This is a genomic window from Primorskyibacter flagellatus (assembly GCF_014638275.1).
GTDB classification, from domain to species: Bacteria; Pseudomonadota; Alphaproteobacteria; order Rhodobacterales; family Rhodobacteraceae; genus Pseudooceanicola; species Pseudooceanicola flagellatus_A.
The window spans coordinates 148,777-164,823 of sequence record NZ_BMFJ01000003.1; the positions used below are offsets into that span (position 1 = coordinate 148,777).

The 16,047-nt window shown below is 63.4% G+C and carries 16 protein-coding genes; 6 read left to right on the top strand and 10 right to left on the bottom strand.

Annotated elements, in window-relative coordinates; genetic code table 11:
- Window positions 1-40 precede the first annotated feature (40 nt).
- On the bottom strand, window positions 41-430 hold the full coding sequence (locus IEV87_RS20220; protein WP_043755224.1) for a thermonuclease family protein: 390 nt from the start codon (window positions 428-430) through the stop codon (window positions 41-43).
- Window positions 431-1,054: 624 nt separating this feature from the next.
- Here IEV87_RS20220 and IEV87_RS20225 point away from each other — a divergent pair.
- From IEV87_RS20225 to IEV87_RS20250, 6 genes are all read left to right on the top strand, one after another.
- Window positions 1,055-1,984 carry a DUF2493 domain-containing protein gene (locus IEV87_RS20225; RefSeq protein ID WP_043755221.1) on the top strand — a complete coding sequence of 310 codons (930 nt, stop codon included), beginning with the start codon at window positions 1,055-1,057 and terminating at the stop codon, window positions 1,982-1,984.
- Between the two features lie 179 nt (window positions 1,985-2,163).
- Window positions 2,164-2,976, top strand: coding sequence for a hypothetical protein (locus tag IEV87_RS20230; protein ID WP_188479606.1), 813 nt, complete (start codon window positions 2,164-2,166; stop codon window positions 2,974-2,976).
- Window positions 2,977-3,638: 662 nt separating this feature from the next.
- Window positions 3,639-3,845 (top strand): hypothetical protein, encoded by a 207-nt coding sequence (locus IEV87_RS20235; protein ID WP_028093953.1) that lies wholly within the window; start codon window positions 3,639-3,641, stop codon window positions 3,843-3,845.
- Window positions 3,846-4,412: 567 nt separating this feature from the next.
- A complete protein-coding gene (locus tag IEV87_RS20240; protein WP_043753561.1) occupies window positions 4,413-5,006 on the top strand; it encodes a hypothetical protein in 594 nt (197 codons plus the stop codon).
- Window positions 4,993-7,320, top strand: a complete 2,328-nt coding sequence (locus IEV87_RS20245) for a relaxase/mobilization nuclease domain-containing protein (RefSeq protein WP_043753564.1) — start codon at window positions 4,993-4,995, stop codon at window positions 7,318-7,320. Before IEV87_RS20240 ends, IEV87_RS20245 begins: the two co-directional genes overlap by 14 nt.
- 8 nt (window positions 7,321-7,328) lie before the next feature.
- A complete protein-coding gene (locus tag IEV87_RS20250; RefSeq protein WP_043753566.1) occupies window positions 7,329-9,344 on the top strand; it encodes a type IV secretory system conjugative DNA transfer family protein in 2,016 nt (671 codons plus the stop codon).
- Window positions 9,345-9,414: 70 nt separating this feature from the next.
- Here the strand turns inward: IEV87_RS20250 and IEV87_RS20255 are convergent, their stop codons facing one another.
- The 9 genes from IEV87_RS20255 to IEV87_RS20295 all read right to left on the bottom strand — a co-directional run bounded on the left by IEV87_RS20255 (window position 9,415) and on the right by IEV87_RS20295 (window position 16,043).
- The gene (locus IEV87_RS20255) at window positions 9,415-9,978 is read right to left on the bottom strand and encodes a hypothetical protein (protein WP_052418489.1); all 564 of its coding nucleotides are present in this window, start codon (window positions 9,976-9,978) and stop codon (window positions 9,415-9,417) included.
- Window positions 9,971-10,240, bottom strand: a complete 270-nt coding sequence (locus IEV87_RS20260; RefSeq protein WP_043753569.1) for a hypothetical protein — start codon at window positions 10,238-10,240, stop codon at window positions 9,971-9,973. The genes IEV87_RS20255 and IEV87_RS20260 overlap by 8 nt, the downstream gene beginning before the upstream one ends.
- A 313-nt stretch (window positions 10,241-10,553) precedes the next feature.
- The gene (locus IEV87_RS20265; protein WP_028093950.1) at window positions 10,554-11,633 is read right to left on the bottom strand and encodes a type IV secretion system protein; all 1,080 of its coding nucleotides are present in this window, start codon (window positions 11,631-11,633) and stop codon (window positions 10,554-10,556) included.
- Between the two features lie 6 nt (window positions 11,634-11,639).
- A complete protein-coding gene (locus tag IEV87_RS20270) occupies window positions 11,640-12,038 on the bottom strand; it encodes a hypothetical protein (RefSeq protein ID WP_028093949.1) in 399 nt (132 codons plus the stop codon).
- Entirely contained in the window at window positions 12,035-12,229 is a 195-nt protein-coding gene (locus IEV87_RS20275) for a DUF4177 domain-containing protein (RefSeq protein WP_028093948.1), read from the bottom strand. Before IEV87_RS20275 ends, IEV87_RS20270 begins: the two co-directional genes overlap by 4 nt.
- On the bottom strand, window positions 12,216-13,214 hold the full coding sequence (locus tag IEV87_RS20280; RefSeq protein ID WP_028093947.1) for an ATPase, T2SS/T4P/T4SS family: 999 nt from the start codon (window positions 13,212-13,214) through the stop codon (window positions 12,216-12,218). The genes IEV87_RS20275 and IEV87_RS20280 overlap by 14 nt, the downstream gene beginning before the upstream one ends.
- A 1-nt stretch (window position 13,215) precedes the next feature.
- Window positions 13,216-14,598, bottom strand: coding sequence for a TrbI/VirB10 family protein (locus tag IEV87_RS20285; RefSeq protein WP_028093946.1), 1,383 nt, complete (start codon window positions 14,596-14,598; stop codon window positions 13,216-13,218).
- Window positions 14,595-15,263, bottom strand: coding sequence for a TrbG/VirB9 family P-type conjugative transfer protein (locus IEV87_RS20290; protein WP_035366665.1), 669 nt, complete (start codon window positions 15,261-15,263; stop codon window positions 14,595-14,597). Before IEV87_RS20290 ends, IEV87_RS20285 begins: the two co-directional genes overlap by 4 nt.
- A 123-nt stretch (window positions 15,264-15,386) precedes the next feature.
- Window positions 15,387-16,043: a virB8 family protein gene (locus IEV87_RS20295; RefSeq protein WP_121066915.1), complete on the bottom strand. Its 657-nt coding sequence runs from the start codon at window positions 16,041-16,043 to the stop codon at window positions 15,387-15,389.
- Between the last annotated feature and the right edge of the window lie 4 nt (window positions 16,044-16,047).

Sequence of the window (16,047 nt, forward strand, 5' to 3'; positions counted from 1 at the left end):
CGCGCACTGAACGTCGCGCAGCTCCCTGGCAGTCGTATCGCTAGCAGTATCTCGCCCGCCTGATCCGCGACCGCGCCGCCGGCGTCTCCAGATGGGCATACCGACCTCCGGAATATCTCCGACAATCGAGCGCGTGACCGGCCGCGATCAGCGCGGCGCCTATGTCCTCACCATCGGCGTAACAAATGCCCACCCATCGGTCATGGGTCCGCTCGCCGTTGAGCTCGCATTCTATCGAACGGCCATCGAGGTAGTTCACCATCCAGCGCCGGGCATCCCGGCCCGCCCGCGTTCGGAGCTCGGGAGCATCGACGCCATTCAGACGCACAGGTGTGCCGGAGACGACGATGGTGTCGGCGTCCCGGATCTGCACCTGCGCGATGGCTGGTGATGTCAGCAGGATCACGACGATCGGGATCAGATATTTCAACTTCCGCCTCCTCTGCAGGTGGGTTCACATTCTTCCGGGCGTAACACTCTCAGACCCTTATCGCATTAATTGGCCCGAAGCGCCCACTGCCTGACGGCCTCCCCCGCTCGGCTTCGCGTGTCGCAGGCGAGAACGGCCCTGCGGTCCGTCGCGCATTCGGCCATGCGGCCTCACCGCGGCGCAGCACTTGGCATCCCGGTTTGCCCGTCTCGCGAGCAGGCCGCGCCCCGGCCGCTCCGCCGGATTGCGCTCCGGTCTGTTTTGCGGGGCAAAACGATCCCGCCGCTCCATCCGTCTCCCGCGTCCGGTCGCGCCCTTTGCCTGCTCGCGTCGGGCAAACCTACCGTCAACAACACACACATGAGTGCGGAAGCATATCCTCCGGATGGCCCCCAAATCAGCCCGCGTCAAGGATCGCAAAACTTTTCGGCGAAGGCGGCGCGGGTCGAAAGGGCGGTCCAGTTTTCGATGACGCGCCCGTGGTGGGCGATGCGCCCGGAAAACTTTTGCGCCCGGCACGCCGGCGGCTTCGCCGTCCCTGACCCGGACAGATTCGGTGAACCAGACGTACGGCCATGCCACCACACTCCCGTGGTGGTTCCCCGAACATCTGGAGACACCAACATGACTTACGAGAACGCGAACGCCTACGAGACCATCGAACTTTTCGGCCTGACGGAGAAAGACGCGGAGCTGCCCATCCCCGAGGATCACATCCTGACCGACAGCGTCGTCCGCGAGACTTTCGAGGCCCTGCTCGGCCAGCTGCGCGGCACCGGTCTCGAGACCGAGATCGAACCGCTCGCGCACGGGCTCGCCACAATCCTGCAGCGCCGCAAGATCGCTCTCGGCAAGGAGCTCGACCGCACCGCCGACAAGATCGGCGCCCTGGCAAAATCCCACGACGGATCGGAGATCGCCGAGACCGCGCTCGAAGAGGCGCAGGCCCGCTTCCTGCAGGTCCGCGAGATTGTCGCGGCCATCGAGGTGATGAGCGAGGCGGCGGCGGAATGCTACGAGGTCGAGACCGGCCATGCCTTCATCCCGGCCGCGGGATCGCGCGCCAGCGCTCGCGCTCAGGAGACCGGAGCGGTCTTCGAGGCCCGGCAGTTGCTGGAACAGCATGATCGCGAAACGGCCGCGAAGTCGAAGGTCGAGGGGGTTCCCCTGATCGTGTCGGGGGCGACCGACTGGACCGATATCGACGTCATCTTCTCGACACTCGACAAGGTTCGCGAACGCATCCGGCAGAACCGCAACCAGGAGATCTTCCTCTGCCATAAGGGTGGCAAGCACGGGGCCGAGATGATCGCCGCCCGGTGGGCTCGGGCGCGCGGCGTCGCGCAGGCGCGCTTCGATCCGCGCTGGTCCGCGCATGGGCGGGCGGCACCCTTCAAATGCAACGATGAGATGCTGGACGACAAGTTTGCTGCGACGGGAGTTGTGCTCTTCGGTGGCAACGGGGTCGCGCTGAACCTCGGGCAGAAGGCCGAGGCGAAGGGGCTCACCGTCATGCGGGTCGCCGATCCGGCGAAGAAGTCGGCAGACGCGTGAATGAGAGAGGGTCGCCTTTGGGCGGCCCTTTTGTCGTTTTCACGTCGGCCTCTAAATGCGACCAAGCGGACGTATCGAACTCACTAGATGCAGCTTTTCGCCGATGACACCGTTTGCAAGATTCCCCTGAGACGCTAGACGGGTAAGCCAGTTGGCAACTGTCACAGGTCCCCAGAGAAATGACTATTTACTACGATCAGTTTGAGACCTGGGAGGGGTCTTTCCGCGAACTGGCAGTTGATCTGGTAGGCAAGGAAGCGATCGAAACCCTCGCTTCATCGAATTTTGAATTCATCGAGGATGCGGGCGACTCCGTGGTTCGGCATACGGACATCGAAACGGCGTCAGACGCGATTTACGATTGGCTGCAAGCACATGAATTCTGCGTCTTCCATGGTACACGTTTGCTGCCGGACGAAATCCTATCTGTGCAGCAACTTGGTCTGCGTCCATTGGTGGCCGCAGACCGCAGGCAAAGACTCACAGAAATTCTCAAGACCCATCCTCAGTGGCATCATCTAGAACACCAACTTGCCGAGGTACTTGAAGATGTCGGCCCGAAAAACAAGCAAGGCCGACGGGAAGGACAAGTTCATTTCAGTCTATCTCGATCGGGTCTCGCGAATGGTTTCGACCACTATTTGAGTCACGGCTCTGAGTTTGATCAGCATGTCGTGCAGCGGTTGTTCGGCGATCAATCGGGCCTTCACCTGCTCCACTCGGAAACCGTTCCCATCATCGTACATGTCCGCATTGGTGGCGAAGAACTCGTGCGAGGTGCTCATCCGCACTTCAGCTATTCTGACATCACCGGCATGGGCGAAATTCCTGGGATTGCACGCGTCTTCCTGAACAGCTGGGCATTCAAGGTAGCGAACCCCAGCTTCGATATTGCCAAGCTGCGAACTGACTGTTGCATGATGCAACGGGTCGCCACTCCGCCCGAACGGATCATCGATTTGGAAAAGTTCGGCGAGTTGGACGCAAAATGAGTGTCGAGCAACAAGTCGATAAGATGATCTCGTCAGCCCCGCCAAACCGAGGCCCGGCTGGACAGCTCGCCCTTCCAACTGGACAAAATACTGCGGTCTGATCACACGATGATCCGTGACTGGTTCGGTCAAGACGGGCCCCTGCCGGCGGGGTTGCCCTCATGCGCGCCTGAAACCCCGCGATCCGGCCGTGCGGGTGCAGATCGCTGGGGCGGGCGCAGCGCATCGACTGCGCCGCCCGATGGCGGCGACCCGTCCGGGCGGGCAACGCTGCTGCCAGGCCCGCGGATGCATCACCTCCCCGGATCGCGAGACTGCGACGGGGAAGTCGAGTTTGAGGCAGACGATCGCGGTCGTGCCGATCGGGCTTGGGCGAACCATCCCGCCGCCGCGTTGGATGAGAGCGGCGCGGACATGGTCATGTCTGACATAACTCGACAGGACCGAAAACGGCTGAGGGGCGGGGTGCACATCCGGGTCTCCCCTCTTTGCTCATAGATGTGGATCGCACGGGGTCGGGCGGTCCGTGCCCTCCGCTCACGCTCCGGCAAACACAAATACGGTTTCCACGCGCGGGGCGCGCGGACCCTCCGCATTTGTGTTTGCGGACCTCCCTTGCCCCCCGTGCCGGGTGATCCCCATCGCAAAAAGGAGAGACCCAAATGACCAACCACTACGTCGCCACCGTTCCCGTCAAGTTCACCGACAACGAAGGTCAGGAGCGCACCCGCTTCCAGCGCGTCGGCGCGATGTTCCGCAACACCCGCAACGGGGACGGCTCGGAGTTCTTCAGCCTCAAGCTCGACTTCCCCGTCGCGGTCCAGGAGCTGGTGATGTTCCCGCCGAGCTCCAAGGAACCGCAGGAGTAATCCTCCCAGGAGGATGGGCCGCCCTAGAGGCGGCCCTTTCCCTGTCTCAGGGAAGGCTGCGCCAAGACCGGGGACCCCTGCTTTCGGCCGGTGTCCCCGATAAGGTGTCAGGACCGTGCACGGTCCTGACGGGGGATTTCAGAGATCGCCTGGAACAGGTCTGCCGGCCAGCCTCAAGGGGGCCATCCGGAATAACAGTCGGGCTGAAGCCCGCCGGTTTTTCCGGCAGAGATTTGGGCCAAGCCAAATCTGGCCGCCCTTGACCCTGTCCGTCAGCCCCGTCGGTGAAGAGATGCGCCGCCCCTCGCTTCCGTCCGAACACGGGTCCGTGTTCGGCCAGACCCTCGGGCGCGGGCATGACAACAGGTGGCCGAGGTGCGGTTGGAGATGGTCGGTGTTGCTGGGCCCTTCGGGCCGGGCCTCGCACCTGCGGTGCTCGGCTTGAAGCGGAATTCAAGGTCGCCTGGGGGCAATCTACAATAATATTGTATTGACCGCAACATATAGTTTCGTATGATGAGGGCGACCTTGAATGAAGGTGGCAGGAAATAGGGGGGCTTTCTTCGTATGAGCCGGACCAGGAGACTGACACAGACGGAGCGGGCGGAGATTATCCGTGAGGCCGGAGAAGGTGTGGGGACGTCTGAGCTCGCGGAGCGGTTCGGGGTCACGCCGCGGGCCATCCAGTACACGTTGAAGGCGGACGAAGATCGCCAGAAGGATGCGGCCGTGGCCACGGCCGCCGTGACCGTGAAACTGACCCCCGAAGAGCTTAGTGCGCTGGATGAGGTCCTGGCCGCGGCGGGGATCGAGACCCGCACGGAGGGGGTCCGGCGGCTGATCCAGGCGGCGGGGGGAACCTTCGTTCCGGACGCGCAGCTGGCGGCTGAGATGGCACGTTACCGGGCCTCCCTGCACGAGGTCGGTAACGGCGTCGTACAGGTCGCCAAGCAGATGATGAAAGCCAGCCGGGCGGGGCAGGGGGAAGGCTCCGCACCGAACGCAGAGTTGTCCGAATTGCGCCTCGCGCAGATGCGTGGTCTGGCGCGGTTCATCCTTGATTCCGCTGACGAGATCGATCTGCTGCTGCGCCGTCGTCGGGATGCCATGCAGCTCGCCGCCACTGCCGCTCTGAGGGAGTTTGCCCATGCGGCTGAATGATGCCGTCCATGACGTCACCGGTGAAATCTTCCGGGACGGTTGGAGCCGCATTCGGGGCTCGATGCAGGGGCTGCAGGCGTCCCGGCAGAGGCAGCTCGTGCGGGCCGCCGCCGGTCACCGTGCAGCGGTCTTCAAGGCGATCCGGGGCGGGGGCACGCATACCAAATCGCAGCTGATGAACCAGCTCGATTACCTGACGACGAAGTCCTCGCATCTCGTGGACAGCAGCGGCTTCCTGGACGGGAAGACGAAGCTCGAGGCATCCGAGATCAAGGACCTGACGGAGCGGTTCGCCAAGCGCTGGAGCGCGGGGTTCAAGCCCAAGCTCGGGCAGACGACGCATATGCTCATGTCCTACCCGATCGGCACCCGGGGCGAGGACGTGCGCGACATCACCGCCAATGTCGCGGAGCGGTTCTTTCAGTCCGACGAGGGGCATTTCGACTACATCATCGCAGTGCATGAGGATCGCGATCATCCCCACGCGCATATAGTATTGAACCGCCGGTCCCAGGAGGGCGAGTTCTTCTTCCTGGGTCGCGATCACAGGTTCAACTATGACGACTTCCGCCTCGCCATGGTCGAGGAGGCCGAGAAATTCGGCGTGCGTCTGGAGGCCACGCGGCGGCTCGACCGAGGTGTCGTGCACTACCCGCCGCGCACCCGCGAGGTCTATGCGGCCAAGGTTGAGGGGCGGGCCGCGGAACCACGGCCACGGGTCGGGGCAGACTTGGATCGCGCTCTCGAAGAGATCGCCAATACACGGATCATCTATCACTCGCTCGCAGCCGAGGCCTCCGCGGACAACCGCGAAGATATCGCCGATGCCCTGTTCCGGTCCGGAGAACTGCTGGCGAAGGGCGGCAAACTCACATCGGAAGGAGGGGTCTACATGGCTGAGGAGCAATCGTTCGACGACCTGAGGACCCGCTATGCCGATCAGGTCGCGCGCGTGCAGGGCATGATTGATGCGAAGCCGGAGGCCGAACGGCCGAGGCTCGAGCGCAGCCTCAACGAGATCCAGTCGCGGCTCGCGCATATGCAGCCCTTGGGTCTGCGCTCCGTGACACTGACCGAGAAGCCGTCCGACGGCGGGATCTATTCCGAGACCAATATCGATGCGGCCCGGCTCGACCGGTTGCGCGACCCCGAGGTGCGGGCGCATGTCGACACCGCGCTGCGCGGAACCGGGATCAGTTCGTCCGTGGTGGTCGCGCGGATGGAGACGGGCGCGCAGAACGCGGCGCTCGAGCGGCAATGGATCGCTGACGATCTGGCGCGGGTGGCCGAGAGGGACGGTCTCAACCTCGAGCGCCGCGCGGATCTGGAGACGGCGCGCGAGACCCTCAACCGGGCCCATGTCCAGCTCGGCGTCGCGCTGGAGCGGGCAGGGGTCTTGCGTGAGGACGGTGTCGTGGAAGATCGCACCGTGACGGAGAGGGTCCATTATCATCGGGACGCCACTGAGGACATGGAGCGCGCCATCCGCCAGGACATGCGTTCGGAAGGTCTGACCGAAGACCAGATCGAGGCGCGGGAGTCGGAGATCGTCTCCCGCGCGGAGCGGCGTATCGAAGAAGAGCAACGCAGCTACCTCGATGCGCATCCGGAACTCCTCGCGCGCCCCGGTGACGTGATCGACCGGTCCGTACCCTACCGGGAGCACATCACCGACGAGGATCGGGCCCGCGAGATCACCCGCGAAGTCGACCGGATCATGGAGGGTCGCGACGCGCGGACCCCCGTTGCGGAGGCCGTCACGGACGCGTTCCGCGCGCGCTATCCCGACATGCCGTCGCATCTTGCCCGCGGGCTTGGCGCGACCTATGCGGCCGTCACCGAACTGCGTGACACCGAGGCCATCGCCCAGGTTCGCCGCGAAAACGAATTGCAGGAGGTGGCGCTCGACCTGCGCGACGGGCGGCTTTCGGACGTGCGCGAGGGGGACGCTGTCGAGGGCGCGCCGATTGCCGATCCGGACATCCGGCGGGTCGTCGACCATGAACGGGCCGGCAATCTGCATGGGCCGTTCCAGGATGACGGTCAGCGACTGGCCTATCGCGCCGCGGTCGAGCGCGAGCTGGACGCGGCGCAGATCGACCGGCTGCGGGACGGTGATGTCGACGTGCTGAAGACCCAGATCGAAGACCGTCTCGACCGGCTCTACGCCGCCAAGACCTACCTGCAGACGGATCCGGCCACCGCCAACAGCGAGGCGACCCGCGCCGTGGTCGAGGAGATCGCCGACCGCGAGTTCGAAATCCACCGCGCCGATCTTGTCGATGGTGAGACCGAGCGCGGGGAGACCCACTGATGGGAGGGATGGGGAAAGGCCGCCTCGCCCTCGGCGTGGTGCTGGTCACACTCGTCGCCATCGCGATCGGCTACGTCATCGCCTCGGCTGTCGTGACGTTCCGGGACCTGGGTTTCCAGGCCGAGATCGATTTCTTCTACATCGCGCAGAACTACCGGGCGATCGGTGCCGCCCGCCCCGATGATTTTCGCCTGATCAACCTGATCATGGGCGGGGCCGGGCTGGCGGGCCTCATGATGAGCCTGGCGATGTCGGGCTCGGCCCTCACCCGCTTCGGCTACACCCATTGGCAGACCCGCCGCGAGATGAAGCGGAACGGCTTCTTCGGCGCGCCCGGCACAGGTTTCGTGATCGGCAAGTTGGGCAAGCCCGGTTCCCGCGCGCCCTTTCTCTGCTCCCGGACCTTCCCACACGCGCTCATCGTGGCACCGACCGGGCGCGGCAAGACCACCGGCTTCGTCATCCCGAACCTGCTGACCTGGCAGGGATCGGCGGTCGTGCTGGACGTGAAGGGCGAATGCTTCGAGGCCTCGGCCCGCCACCGGGCGGCACAGGGCGACGAGGTGTTCCGGTTCGCGCCCACGGATTGGGAGGACCGGCGCACCCATCGCTACAATCCGCTCCTGCGCATCTACGAGTTCAAAGACCCGGCCCGCCAGCAGATGGAGCTGCAGCTCCTGGCCACGCTCTTCCTTCAGAACGACAACGACCGCGTGCAGGGCCTCCTGAAGGGCGGGATCGATCTCTTCGTCGCGGCCGGGCTACTCGCGTTCCAACGCCGCAGGCCGACGCTCGGGGAGATCTACCGCATCGCCGCCTCGGGCGGGCAGAAGCAGAAGGAGTATCTCGCGCGCGCCCATGAGGTCCAGAACGCCGCGGCGCGGCTGATATTCACGCGGCTGGCCTCGACCAACAACGACACGCTGACCTCCTATGTCTCGCTCCTGATGACCTCGGGCCTCGATCAGTGGCAGAACCCGGCGATCGACGATGCGACGGCGGTATCGGATTTTGACTTCCGGACGATCCGCAAGACACCCTTCAGCGTCTATCTCGTCGTGCAGCCCCTCATGGTGAAACCGCTGGCGCCGTTGATCCGACTGTTCTTCTCTGATCTTCTCTCCGCCCTGCAGGACAAGGAACCGGGCGCCGACGAGCCCTGGCCGGTCATGATCATGCTCGACGAGTTCAACCGGCTCGGAAAGATGCCGATCGTGGCCGAGAGCATCGAAGTGCTGCGCGCCTATCGCGGGCATCTCGCGGTGGTCACCCAGACCATCCCGGCCATCGACGAGATCTACGGCGAGAACACGCGGCGGGCGCTGCAGGGCAATGCAGGCATCAAGCTCTACCTCACGCCCTCGGACGAAAAGACCGTCGAGGAGCTGAGCAAGGCCGTGGGCAAGACCACCAAAACCGTGGTCACACGTTCCCGCGCGGTCGGCAAGAACCCGTTCGAGGGCCGCAGCCAGTCCGAGCGGACGGAGGAGGTCGCGCTCCTGCCGGAAGATGAGGCGCGACGTCTGCCGCTTGATGAGATCGTGGTGGTCGTGGACGCGCAGATGCCGGTCCGGGCGAAGCGGGTCGTTTACTACGAGGATCCGTTTTTCAAAGGCATCCACGCGGCGCAGGAGGGGGATCTGCCGTTTCCGAAGGGGCCGGTCCCTCCGATGGGAGAATTGCCCCTGAGTGTCCGGGCGATGCCTTCGGCTCCGCGTGGGTCAGGTCTCTCGGAACGCGATTTCGAGGCCAGGATGGGGCTTACGGAAACCGGAGGGAATGCACCCATTGAGCCCGGTCCGGCTCAAGCGCCTCGGCGCGGTCGTGCCGCAGTCCTTGCGGACGATCAGCGGCAGTTGGAGATGGAGTTCGGGAGGCAGGCAGATCTGGAGGTGGAGGCTGCGACAGAAGACGATGTCGTCCGGGTACAGGACGCCGTAAGTGATCTCGAGCGGTTGGAGGCGGAGATGTCCGGTTCGGAAGCAAAAGTCAGCGAGGCGGGCGAGAAATTCGGGCTTGGCTAAGCCGCCATGCGGGCGACACGAAAGCATGCCGCGATGGCGCCTTGTGCCCGCGCCCCGGAATCGACCATTGTCACGGGTGAAGAAAACCAGGATCGTCGCGCTCTGGTCGAGGGGCTCGCTCAATCGTCGCAGGGTCGATCTCACGCATCGTCAACTGGGCGTTCACCCTGCGGGCCGCGGGGCCCGCACGAAACCACTTCGCGGCGGAAGCCAGGTTAAAGCGCGGACGACGCTGCCCCTTCGCCGGCTTTGAGGCCTCCATCAGAACCTCGATCATTTCATCGATGCGGTAGAGGCCACCGGCAACGGGGAGGGGCATCTTGCGCTGCTGGAGCGCCTGTCGCTTCACCTCGAGCTTCTCGGCGACATCCGCGAGAGACACCAGGTCGGGACGGACCTCGCGCAGGACAGTGCCCTGCGGCAACGCCTTGATCAGCGCCCGCGCCGCTTCAAGGATCGCGCTCTCGGCCTCATCCCCTTCAAGTTCCAGTTCTACACCCAGGAGACCGGTGTGACCGGTGCCCACGAGCGCATCTTCAAAACCCGCCTCGAAGACCGCGTCAGAGAGCGCAAACGCATCGTGCTCTCCGTCGGGGAGCGCAAAGACCAGTTCGAATTCGAATTCTTCAGCCATCGGCATTACCTTCGTCGTTCTTCTGAAGCTTCACGCAGGCCAGAGCCTTCTGTCGGATCCTTTTCGCGAACTGCTGTGGATTCTTCGGGGTCGACCAGACAGACATCTGACAAAACTCGCCACAGCGGCAATCCTTATCGTTGGCCGGGCATCGGAGGATCCTCCACGCGTGCCCCTTGCCCTCAATAAGGTCCCATCCCAGCTCTTCGAGCTCCTGGATGACGGCCTCGATTTCCTTTGATGTGTGCTTCTTCCTTGGCACCTTAGATACTCCACTCTCTTAAATTGTCAAGTGACAAGTTAAAAATTCAACGAGAACATCGCGGCAATTTACTGCCCGCTACCGGCAATTTCCCAAAGGAAGCTTGCCGTCGAATGCTTTGATGTAAGAAGGGGATACAGGATAGACGTCCCAGACAGCAACACCGGCGCCGATGCCGTTCCACTTCACCCGGACATGGCATGATGGTGCCAAGGTAAATCCGTTCAGGCAGTTTGCCGCGAGCTCTGCTGAAGGCAAAGGTATAGGCTCGCAAAGAACATGTTCCCGCTGGTGAAGCCTTTGACGGTCAATGCTACCTTCGGCCCAGCCTGCTTAGGCGGGCCAACTGTGCCAGCATTCGCGCGCCTGAACTGCCCGAACCAGTGTCAGGGTTCGTCGGAACGGTTTGGCTAACACCCGGCCTCTGCGGCATTGTCTGCACCCCGAAGAACTGCCGCGCACGCAGCGCAGCATATTCAGCGCCAGTCGCTCCTCCAATGAGATACCGATTATAAGCCTGCTGACTGCCGCCAAGCGCCCGACCGAACCCGTATGTACCGCCAAGGCCTGCTGATAGTGCTGGCATCATGATGTTCCCCGAGATCGCGCGGACAATGAACGGCGTCGCGATGATGAACCCCTTGGCCATGAGCACCATCATGAAAAATGGGATGAGGGCCCCGATGTTGGACGCGCCCTCAGGGTCGCCGAGCTCGCCGATCAATGCCGAACTGACGCCGGTGATTGTCGCGAAAACGCCTGCAACGACGATCGGATAGAGCGCGAAGGAGATCAGCGCCGAGAGCCAGCGCGCGAAATAGTCCTTGGTCACCTCGAAGAGGGTGAGGAAGATCATCACCGGCGCGATGCCTATCAGGAGTGCGATCATCAGCCGGGATGCCACGAGAATGAATGCGGCGAGCCCGCCCAGGATCGAGAGCAGGAGTACGCCAAGAACGTCAAGCAACGCCCCGGCCATCCAGTTCAGTTCAGAACCGGCCGCATTCAGGTATTCACCCAGTTCGGCGATCAGCCGGTCGAATTCCTCGGCGAAGGTCCCCGACGGTCCGGGCGTGCCGCCGCCGACCGAGGCGACAAGCGATCCGGCGATGCTGTCGATGCCGTTTAGGACAGCGGAGGAGAAGGCGTTAAATTGCACCCAATTTGTCGCGAAGACCCCTATGAGGCCGACTTTCACCGCGAGCCAGAACGCAGTGCGTCCATCCATGGAGCGGTACTGGTAGATCATGTTGACGCAGACCAGAATGACCACAAGCGTCGTTCCGAGAACCAGCATCGTGCCGACTGTCGCCGCCACCGCGCCGAACTGCGTCTCTGCGGCAGAATCCAGGTAGCCCTGGGAGGTCTCGACGAAGTAGGTGACGACGCTCATAATCTGCTACCAGTTGCCCTCGGCTTCGCAGATTGCCATCGCGTCAGGTCTCAACGCGTTGGCGCGCCGGTTGTAAGTGTCCGAGGCCTCCAGCATTTCCCATCGTTCGGCTGTGTTGAAACGCTCCCGAAACTCCGTTTCCGCCGCTTCCCAGGACGGGAAGCGTGTGTCGCAGGTGCAGGATCCGGTTTCGACGATACGTTCAAGGTTCTGAGCACGGTAAATGTCTTGCACCAGGACACGTCTGTAAGCCTCTCGCACGGTGATGTTCTGCATCCACTCAGGCTCAGCGGGCCGATCGATGCAGACATCCGACGTGCTGTCGAGAGAGGGGACGAAGTCGCGTTCGGCGGCAGCCGGAAACCCCACAACGGTGATCGAGATGCAAAGCAAGGCGTTTCTCATTTCGCGCCAGCTCCTTCGGCAATCTCGCGCTTCAGAAACGCGGTGTGGCCAAGATGCGCGAACTCTGACGAGCTGACCGATACGACTTCCCAGCCTTCTTTCCCACGTGCGTTCAGATCGTCCTGCATCGCGATCAGGCTGGTTTTCTTGTCCATCGGATAGGTGATGATCTGGTATTCAAACCGCTTCATGGGTCATGCCTCCGCTGAGATCGGTTCCGGGGAGATAGAATTCGGTGATGCCGCGTTGGCCGTCCTCGCGGCCCGCCTGGATGATCACGTCGATCGAGCTTTCGATGTATTGGACCATGTCCTGGTAGGTCATCGGGATCTCGGTCTTGAGCGCGGCGATGGCGAGACGCTGGACGGCGAGCTGCGGGGTTTCGGCATGGAGGGTTGTCATCGAACCGCCATGGCCGGTATTGATCGCCTCGAGGAAGGTCATGGCCTCCTTGCCGCGCACCTCTCCGAGGATGATCCGGTCGGGCCTCATGCGCAGCGTCGCGGTTAGAAGCACGTCGGCGGATTGGAACTCCGCATCGCGGTTGGCGATCAGGGTCACCGCGTTCGGCTGAGCGGGGAGAAGCTCTGCGGCTTCCTCGATGGTGACGATCCGTTCCTCATCGGGAACGTAGGAGAGGATTTTTCGAGCCGCGACTGTCTTACCGGTCGAGGTGCCGCCGGAGACGATCATGTTGAGCTTGTTCTCGACGCAGAAGCGGATGGCCGCGTAGATGTCACCGGCGGCAACGACCTCGCGCAGCGCGCGGTTTTTCTCCTGGCGCAGTTCCTCGAGCTTGCGCTCTTCGCCATAGAGGAAACGAAGCTCGATATGGTCCAGCGGTAGGCTCGAGAAGAACCGGAGCGAGATCGACATGCCCGAGAGCACCGCGGGCGGGGTTACGACTTGGGCACGGATGGGGCGGCCCCGATAGGTGATCGAGACCGAGACGATGGGCTTGTCCTTGCTCATAGTCGTGTTGGCTGAGGAGGCGATCTGGTTGCCGAGATCGCGCACCTCCGTGACCGTCAGACGCTGATCCAGTGCCCGCATGAAGTGATCCCCCTGGAACTCACCCCAGCAAGAGCCATCCGGGTTGATGCATATCTCGATCACGTCATCGCGGGCGGCGTCCTTCAGCTTATCGAGCGAGGTCTGGAGGTAGGAGAGCGTCATCTCAGAAAATCTCCAGATCCCGGTCGACCATGACGGTGACGCGTGCGCCCTGGTCGACGTAGATGACGGGACCGATGGAGAGATATTCACCGATCACACTGTCGGTGGCGTTGGCCAGGTCGTCGCCCACATCTTCAAGTACGTCCGCGGTGGTCTCATCCTCGACCTGGGCGGCGGCCACACTCGGGGCGGCGGAGATAATCGAAATCAGTGCGGCAGAGCCGAAACGCTCGTCGAAGCGCGTGTCCACGAAACCGGTGACGCCCGAGCGCCCGAGTTCGTCGCCGCCGAAGGAACTGATCTGAACGGTCTGGTTGTTGGGCAGGATGATCCGGTCCCAGGCGATGGTGACCCGGCGCTGCGCGATCTCGATGCCGGAACGAAAGCGTCCGATGAGGCGCGAGCCGCGCGGGATCAGGAGCCGTGAGCCGTCATAGCTGAAGACGTCTTCTGAGATGATGGCACGGGTCTGCCCAGGGAGCGAGCTGTCGAGTGCGGTCTCCATCACGGCCTGGATCATCGTGCCCTGGATGACGGTGTTCGAGGGATTTGCGATGACTTCGGCTTGTGTGATGGCGCTCGGCAACGCGCCGTTCAGCACGAAGTCTGTCACCTCGCCGAAGGTGCGCTCGGTAAGTTCTGTCTCGCCCGCATTGGCGCCGCCCGTTCCGCCGAAGGCGATGACGGGGGAGGAAATCCGCCGTTCCTGGAAGGCACGCTCCTCCTCGGCCCGGCGTTGCAGTTCGGCCAGCCGTCGCGCCTCTTCCTCGCGCCGCAGCCGCTCTTCTTCGCGGGCGCGCAACTCTTCGTCGGTGGGTCCGAGCGGGGCGGGCGTCGGCTTGTTGGCCTCCAACCGCGCGAGGTCCAGGTCCATACGCAGCTGTTGCAGCTCTCGATCTCGTGCGGCGAGTTCGGCCTGGAATTGTTCCTGAGCATTCTCGGAGGCGTCCTGTAGGTCGGCGATCCGTGCGGTCAGCGCATCGATCGCCTCGGCGGCCGCGCTGTCCGCCCCGGCGTCGGAGTCCGGCGCATCGCGCAGTTCTTCGATCTGGGCCTGGAGCGCGGCGATCTGCGCCAGAAGTTCGGCGTTGGGTTCTGGTTCGACGAGAACGATCTCGGGTTCCGGGGCGGGCGGTGGCACGAAGAGTTCGATCTCTCCGAACCCGTCACCCTCGGTTTGGAACTCGTCCGGGGTGGCCGTCGGCAGGGCGACCTCTTCCCCAGGGCCCGAGAATAGCAAGAGGACCAAGCCGCCCGCAAGGATGAGCCCTGCGAGGAGGAGGGCGAGGAGCGGCGAGCGGCGTTTCGGAGCGGGTCCGAGGCGCGGGTTGCCCCGTTCAAGCGCAGCGAGGCGCTGTTCGAGATCCGGGTTGTTGTCACTCATGAGGCGGCCTCCGCGGGCGGCGTCGCCTCGATACAGACCACGTCCTCGCCCAGACGCAGCACCCATTGGCGCCCCACGCCCGAGACACGGATCACACCGTCTTCGACCGGGCCTGTGTTCACCGTGCGCTCGCGCCCGTTCGTGTACCGGAAGATCGCCGGGACGGGTGCGTTCCGCGGGAAGGCGAAATAGGTGAAGGTGCCGTCGTCCCAGACCCGGGTCGGCGTGAACTCCGTCCGTGCGCTGGCCGCGTAATTGGTGTTCGGTGCGGCGCGCGCGATGGCGTTGGAAGGGCGGCGATTGTCCTCGGGGTAGCGAAACTGCACGACATAGAAGGTCGGGCTCGAGACCTCGTTCACATTAAAATAATAGCTCCGTCTGTTGGTGTAGACGGTCACGTTGGTATGGACGCCGCGGGCAACGGGTTTAATAGCAAAGGCCCGCCCGCCGGGCACACCGTCGATCTCGAAGCCTTCCGTGTCGCCGGCGATGATTGAGCGGATGCTCTCGCCTGTCCCGAACTCGATGGTCGTGACATGGGTCAGGGAAACGTTCAGCCTGTAGACCTGGCCTTCCTGGTAGGATGCGACCCGGACGCGGTGGTCGTTGGGTCCCCCGCGCGGGATCGCCTCGGCTGACGCGTAGGACGCAAACAGTGAGACCATCAAAAAGGTCGCGAGGAACGCCTTGGCGTGTCCGGCGTGTTTCGCATTGCAAAAAGCCTGGCGCCTCTCGCGCTTTTGGGACGCTGGCAAGGCGTTCCCTGATTTCTTGTTCCGGAAGCGCACTTACTGGTTCTCCAATCTGTCCGAGCGGATCGCGTATTCGACGACCGTGAAGCCAAACGGGTTGGTCCAGACCTGGTCGATGGAGCGGCTCTCTTCGGGGCGGAACTCGAAGAGGAGCGTCGCGGTGAAGAGGCCCGCTTGGACCCCCTGGATCGAGGTCAGGCGCTTGCGAAGCCGCACCGTGGCCCGGTTGTTGCCGATCAGGTTGATGCTGAGAATCTCGACATCGAGCCGTGCATTTGGCCCGTAGACTGACGGCGGATACTCTGCATTGGCCGAGTTCCAGATCTGGCGCAGTGAGGCCCCTGCTGCACGGTCCGAACGGCGCAACACGCTGCGGATGCGCACGTCATTGTCGAGCTGGTTGTAGACCTCGCGGTCCGTCACGTAGCGGAAGACCTCCGCCTCGATAATGGCGCGGTTCTCGGTGACGGTGGTGGCCCCGACGGTGGCTTCGGGGAGGGCGAAGCCGGTGGCGGGATCGTAAGGCACAACAACTGGGGGCGGATCGACATCGAGGATGGCCACGGCGGCCGCGCTGAGGCAGCCCAGGATGCCAAAGCCGAGGCCGATGAGCCCCAGGCGCTGCCAGAGCCGTTCCCGTCTCAGTGCGCCGTAGACCAGTTCCTCCTCGATGATGGCGGTTTCTTCGTCCAACAAT

Bases quoted from the DNA above. Each gene is read 5' to 3' on its own strand.
- IEV87_RS20280 (WP_028093947.1), bottom strand. From the start codon at position 13,214: ATGACGCTCTCCTACCTCCAGACCTCGCTCGATAAGCTGAAGGACGCC.
- IEV87_RS20245 (WP_043753564.1), top strand. From the start codon at position 4,993: ATGCGGCTGAATGATGCCGTCCATGACGTCACCGGTGAAATCTTCCGG.
- IEV87_RS20265 (WP_028093950.1), bottom strand. From the start codon at position 11,633: ATGAGCGTCGTCACCTACTTCGTCGAGACCTCCCAGGGCTACCTGGAT.
- IEV87_RS20285 (WP_028093946.1), bottom strand. From the start codon at position 14,598: ATGAGTGACAACAACCCGGATCTCGAACAGCGCCTCGCTGCGCTTGAA.
- IEV87_RS20255 (WP_052418489.1), bottom strand. From the start codon at position 9,978: ATGGCTGAAGAATTCGAATTCGAACTGGTCTTTGCGCTCCCCGACGGA.
- IEV87_RS20270 (WP_028093949.1), bottom strand. From the start codon at position 12,038: ATGAGAAACGCCTTGCTTTGCATCTCGATCACCGTTGTGGGGTTTCCG.
- IEV87_RS20290 (WP_035366665.1), bottom strand. From the start codon at position 15,263: ATGGTCTCACTGTTTGCGTCCTACGCGTCAGCCGAGGCGATCCCGCGC.
- IEV87_RS20250 (WP_043753566.1), top strand. From the start codon at position 7,329: ATGGGGAAAGGCCGCCTCGCCCTCGGCGTGGTGCTGGTCACACTCGTC.
- IEV87_RS20275 (WP_028093948.1), bottom strand. From the start codon at position 12,229: ATGAAGCGGTTTGAATACCAGATCATCACCTATCCGATGGACAAGAAA.
- IEV87_RS20240 (WP_043753561.1), top strand. From the start codon at position 4,413: ATGAGCCGGACCAGGAGACTGACACAGACGGAGCGGGCGGAGATTATC.
- IEV87_RS20235 (WP_028093953.1), top strand. From the start codon at position 3,639: ATGACCAACCACTACGTCGCCACCGTTCCCGTCAAGTTCACCGACAAC.
- IEV87_RS20225 (WP_043755221.1), top strand. From the start codon at position 1,055: ATGACTTACGAGAACGCGAACGCCTACGAGACCATCGAACTTTTCGGC.
- IEV87_RS20230 (WP_188479606.1), top strand. From the start codon at position 2,164: ATGACTATTTACTACGATCAGTTTGAGACCTGGGAGGGGTCTTTCCGC.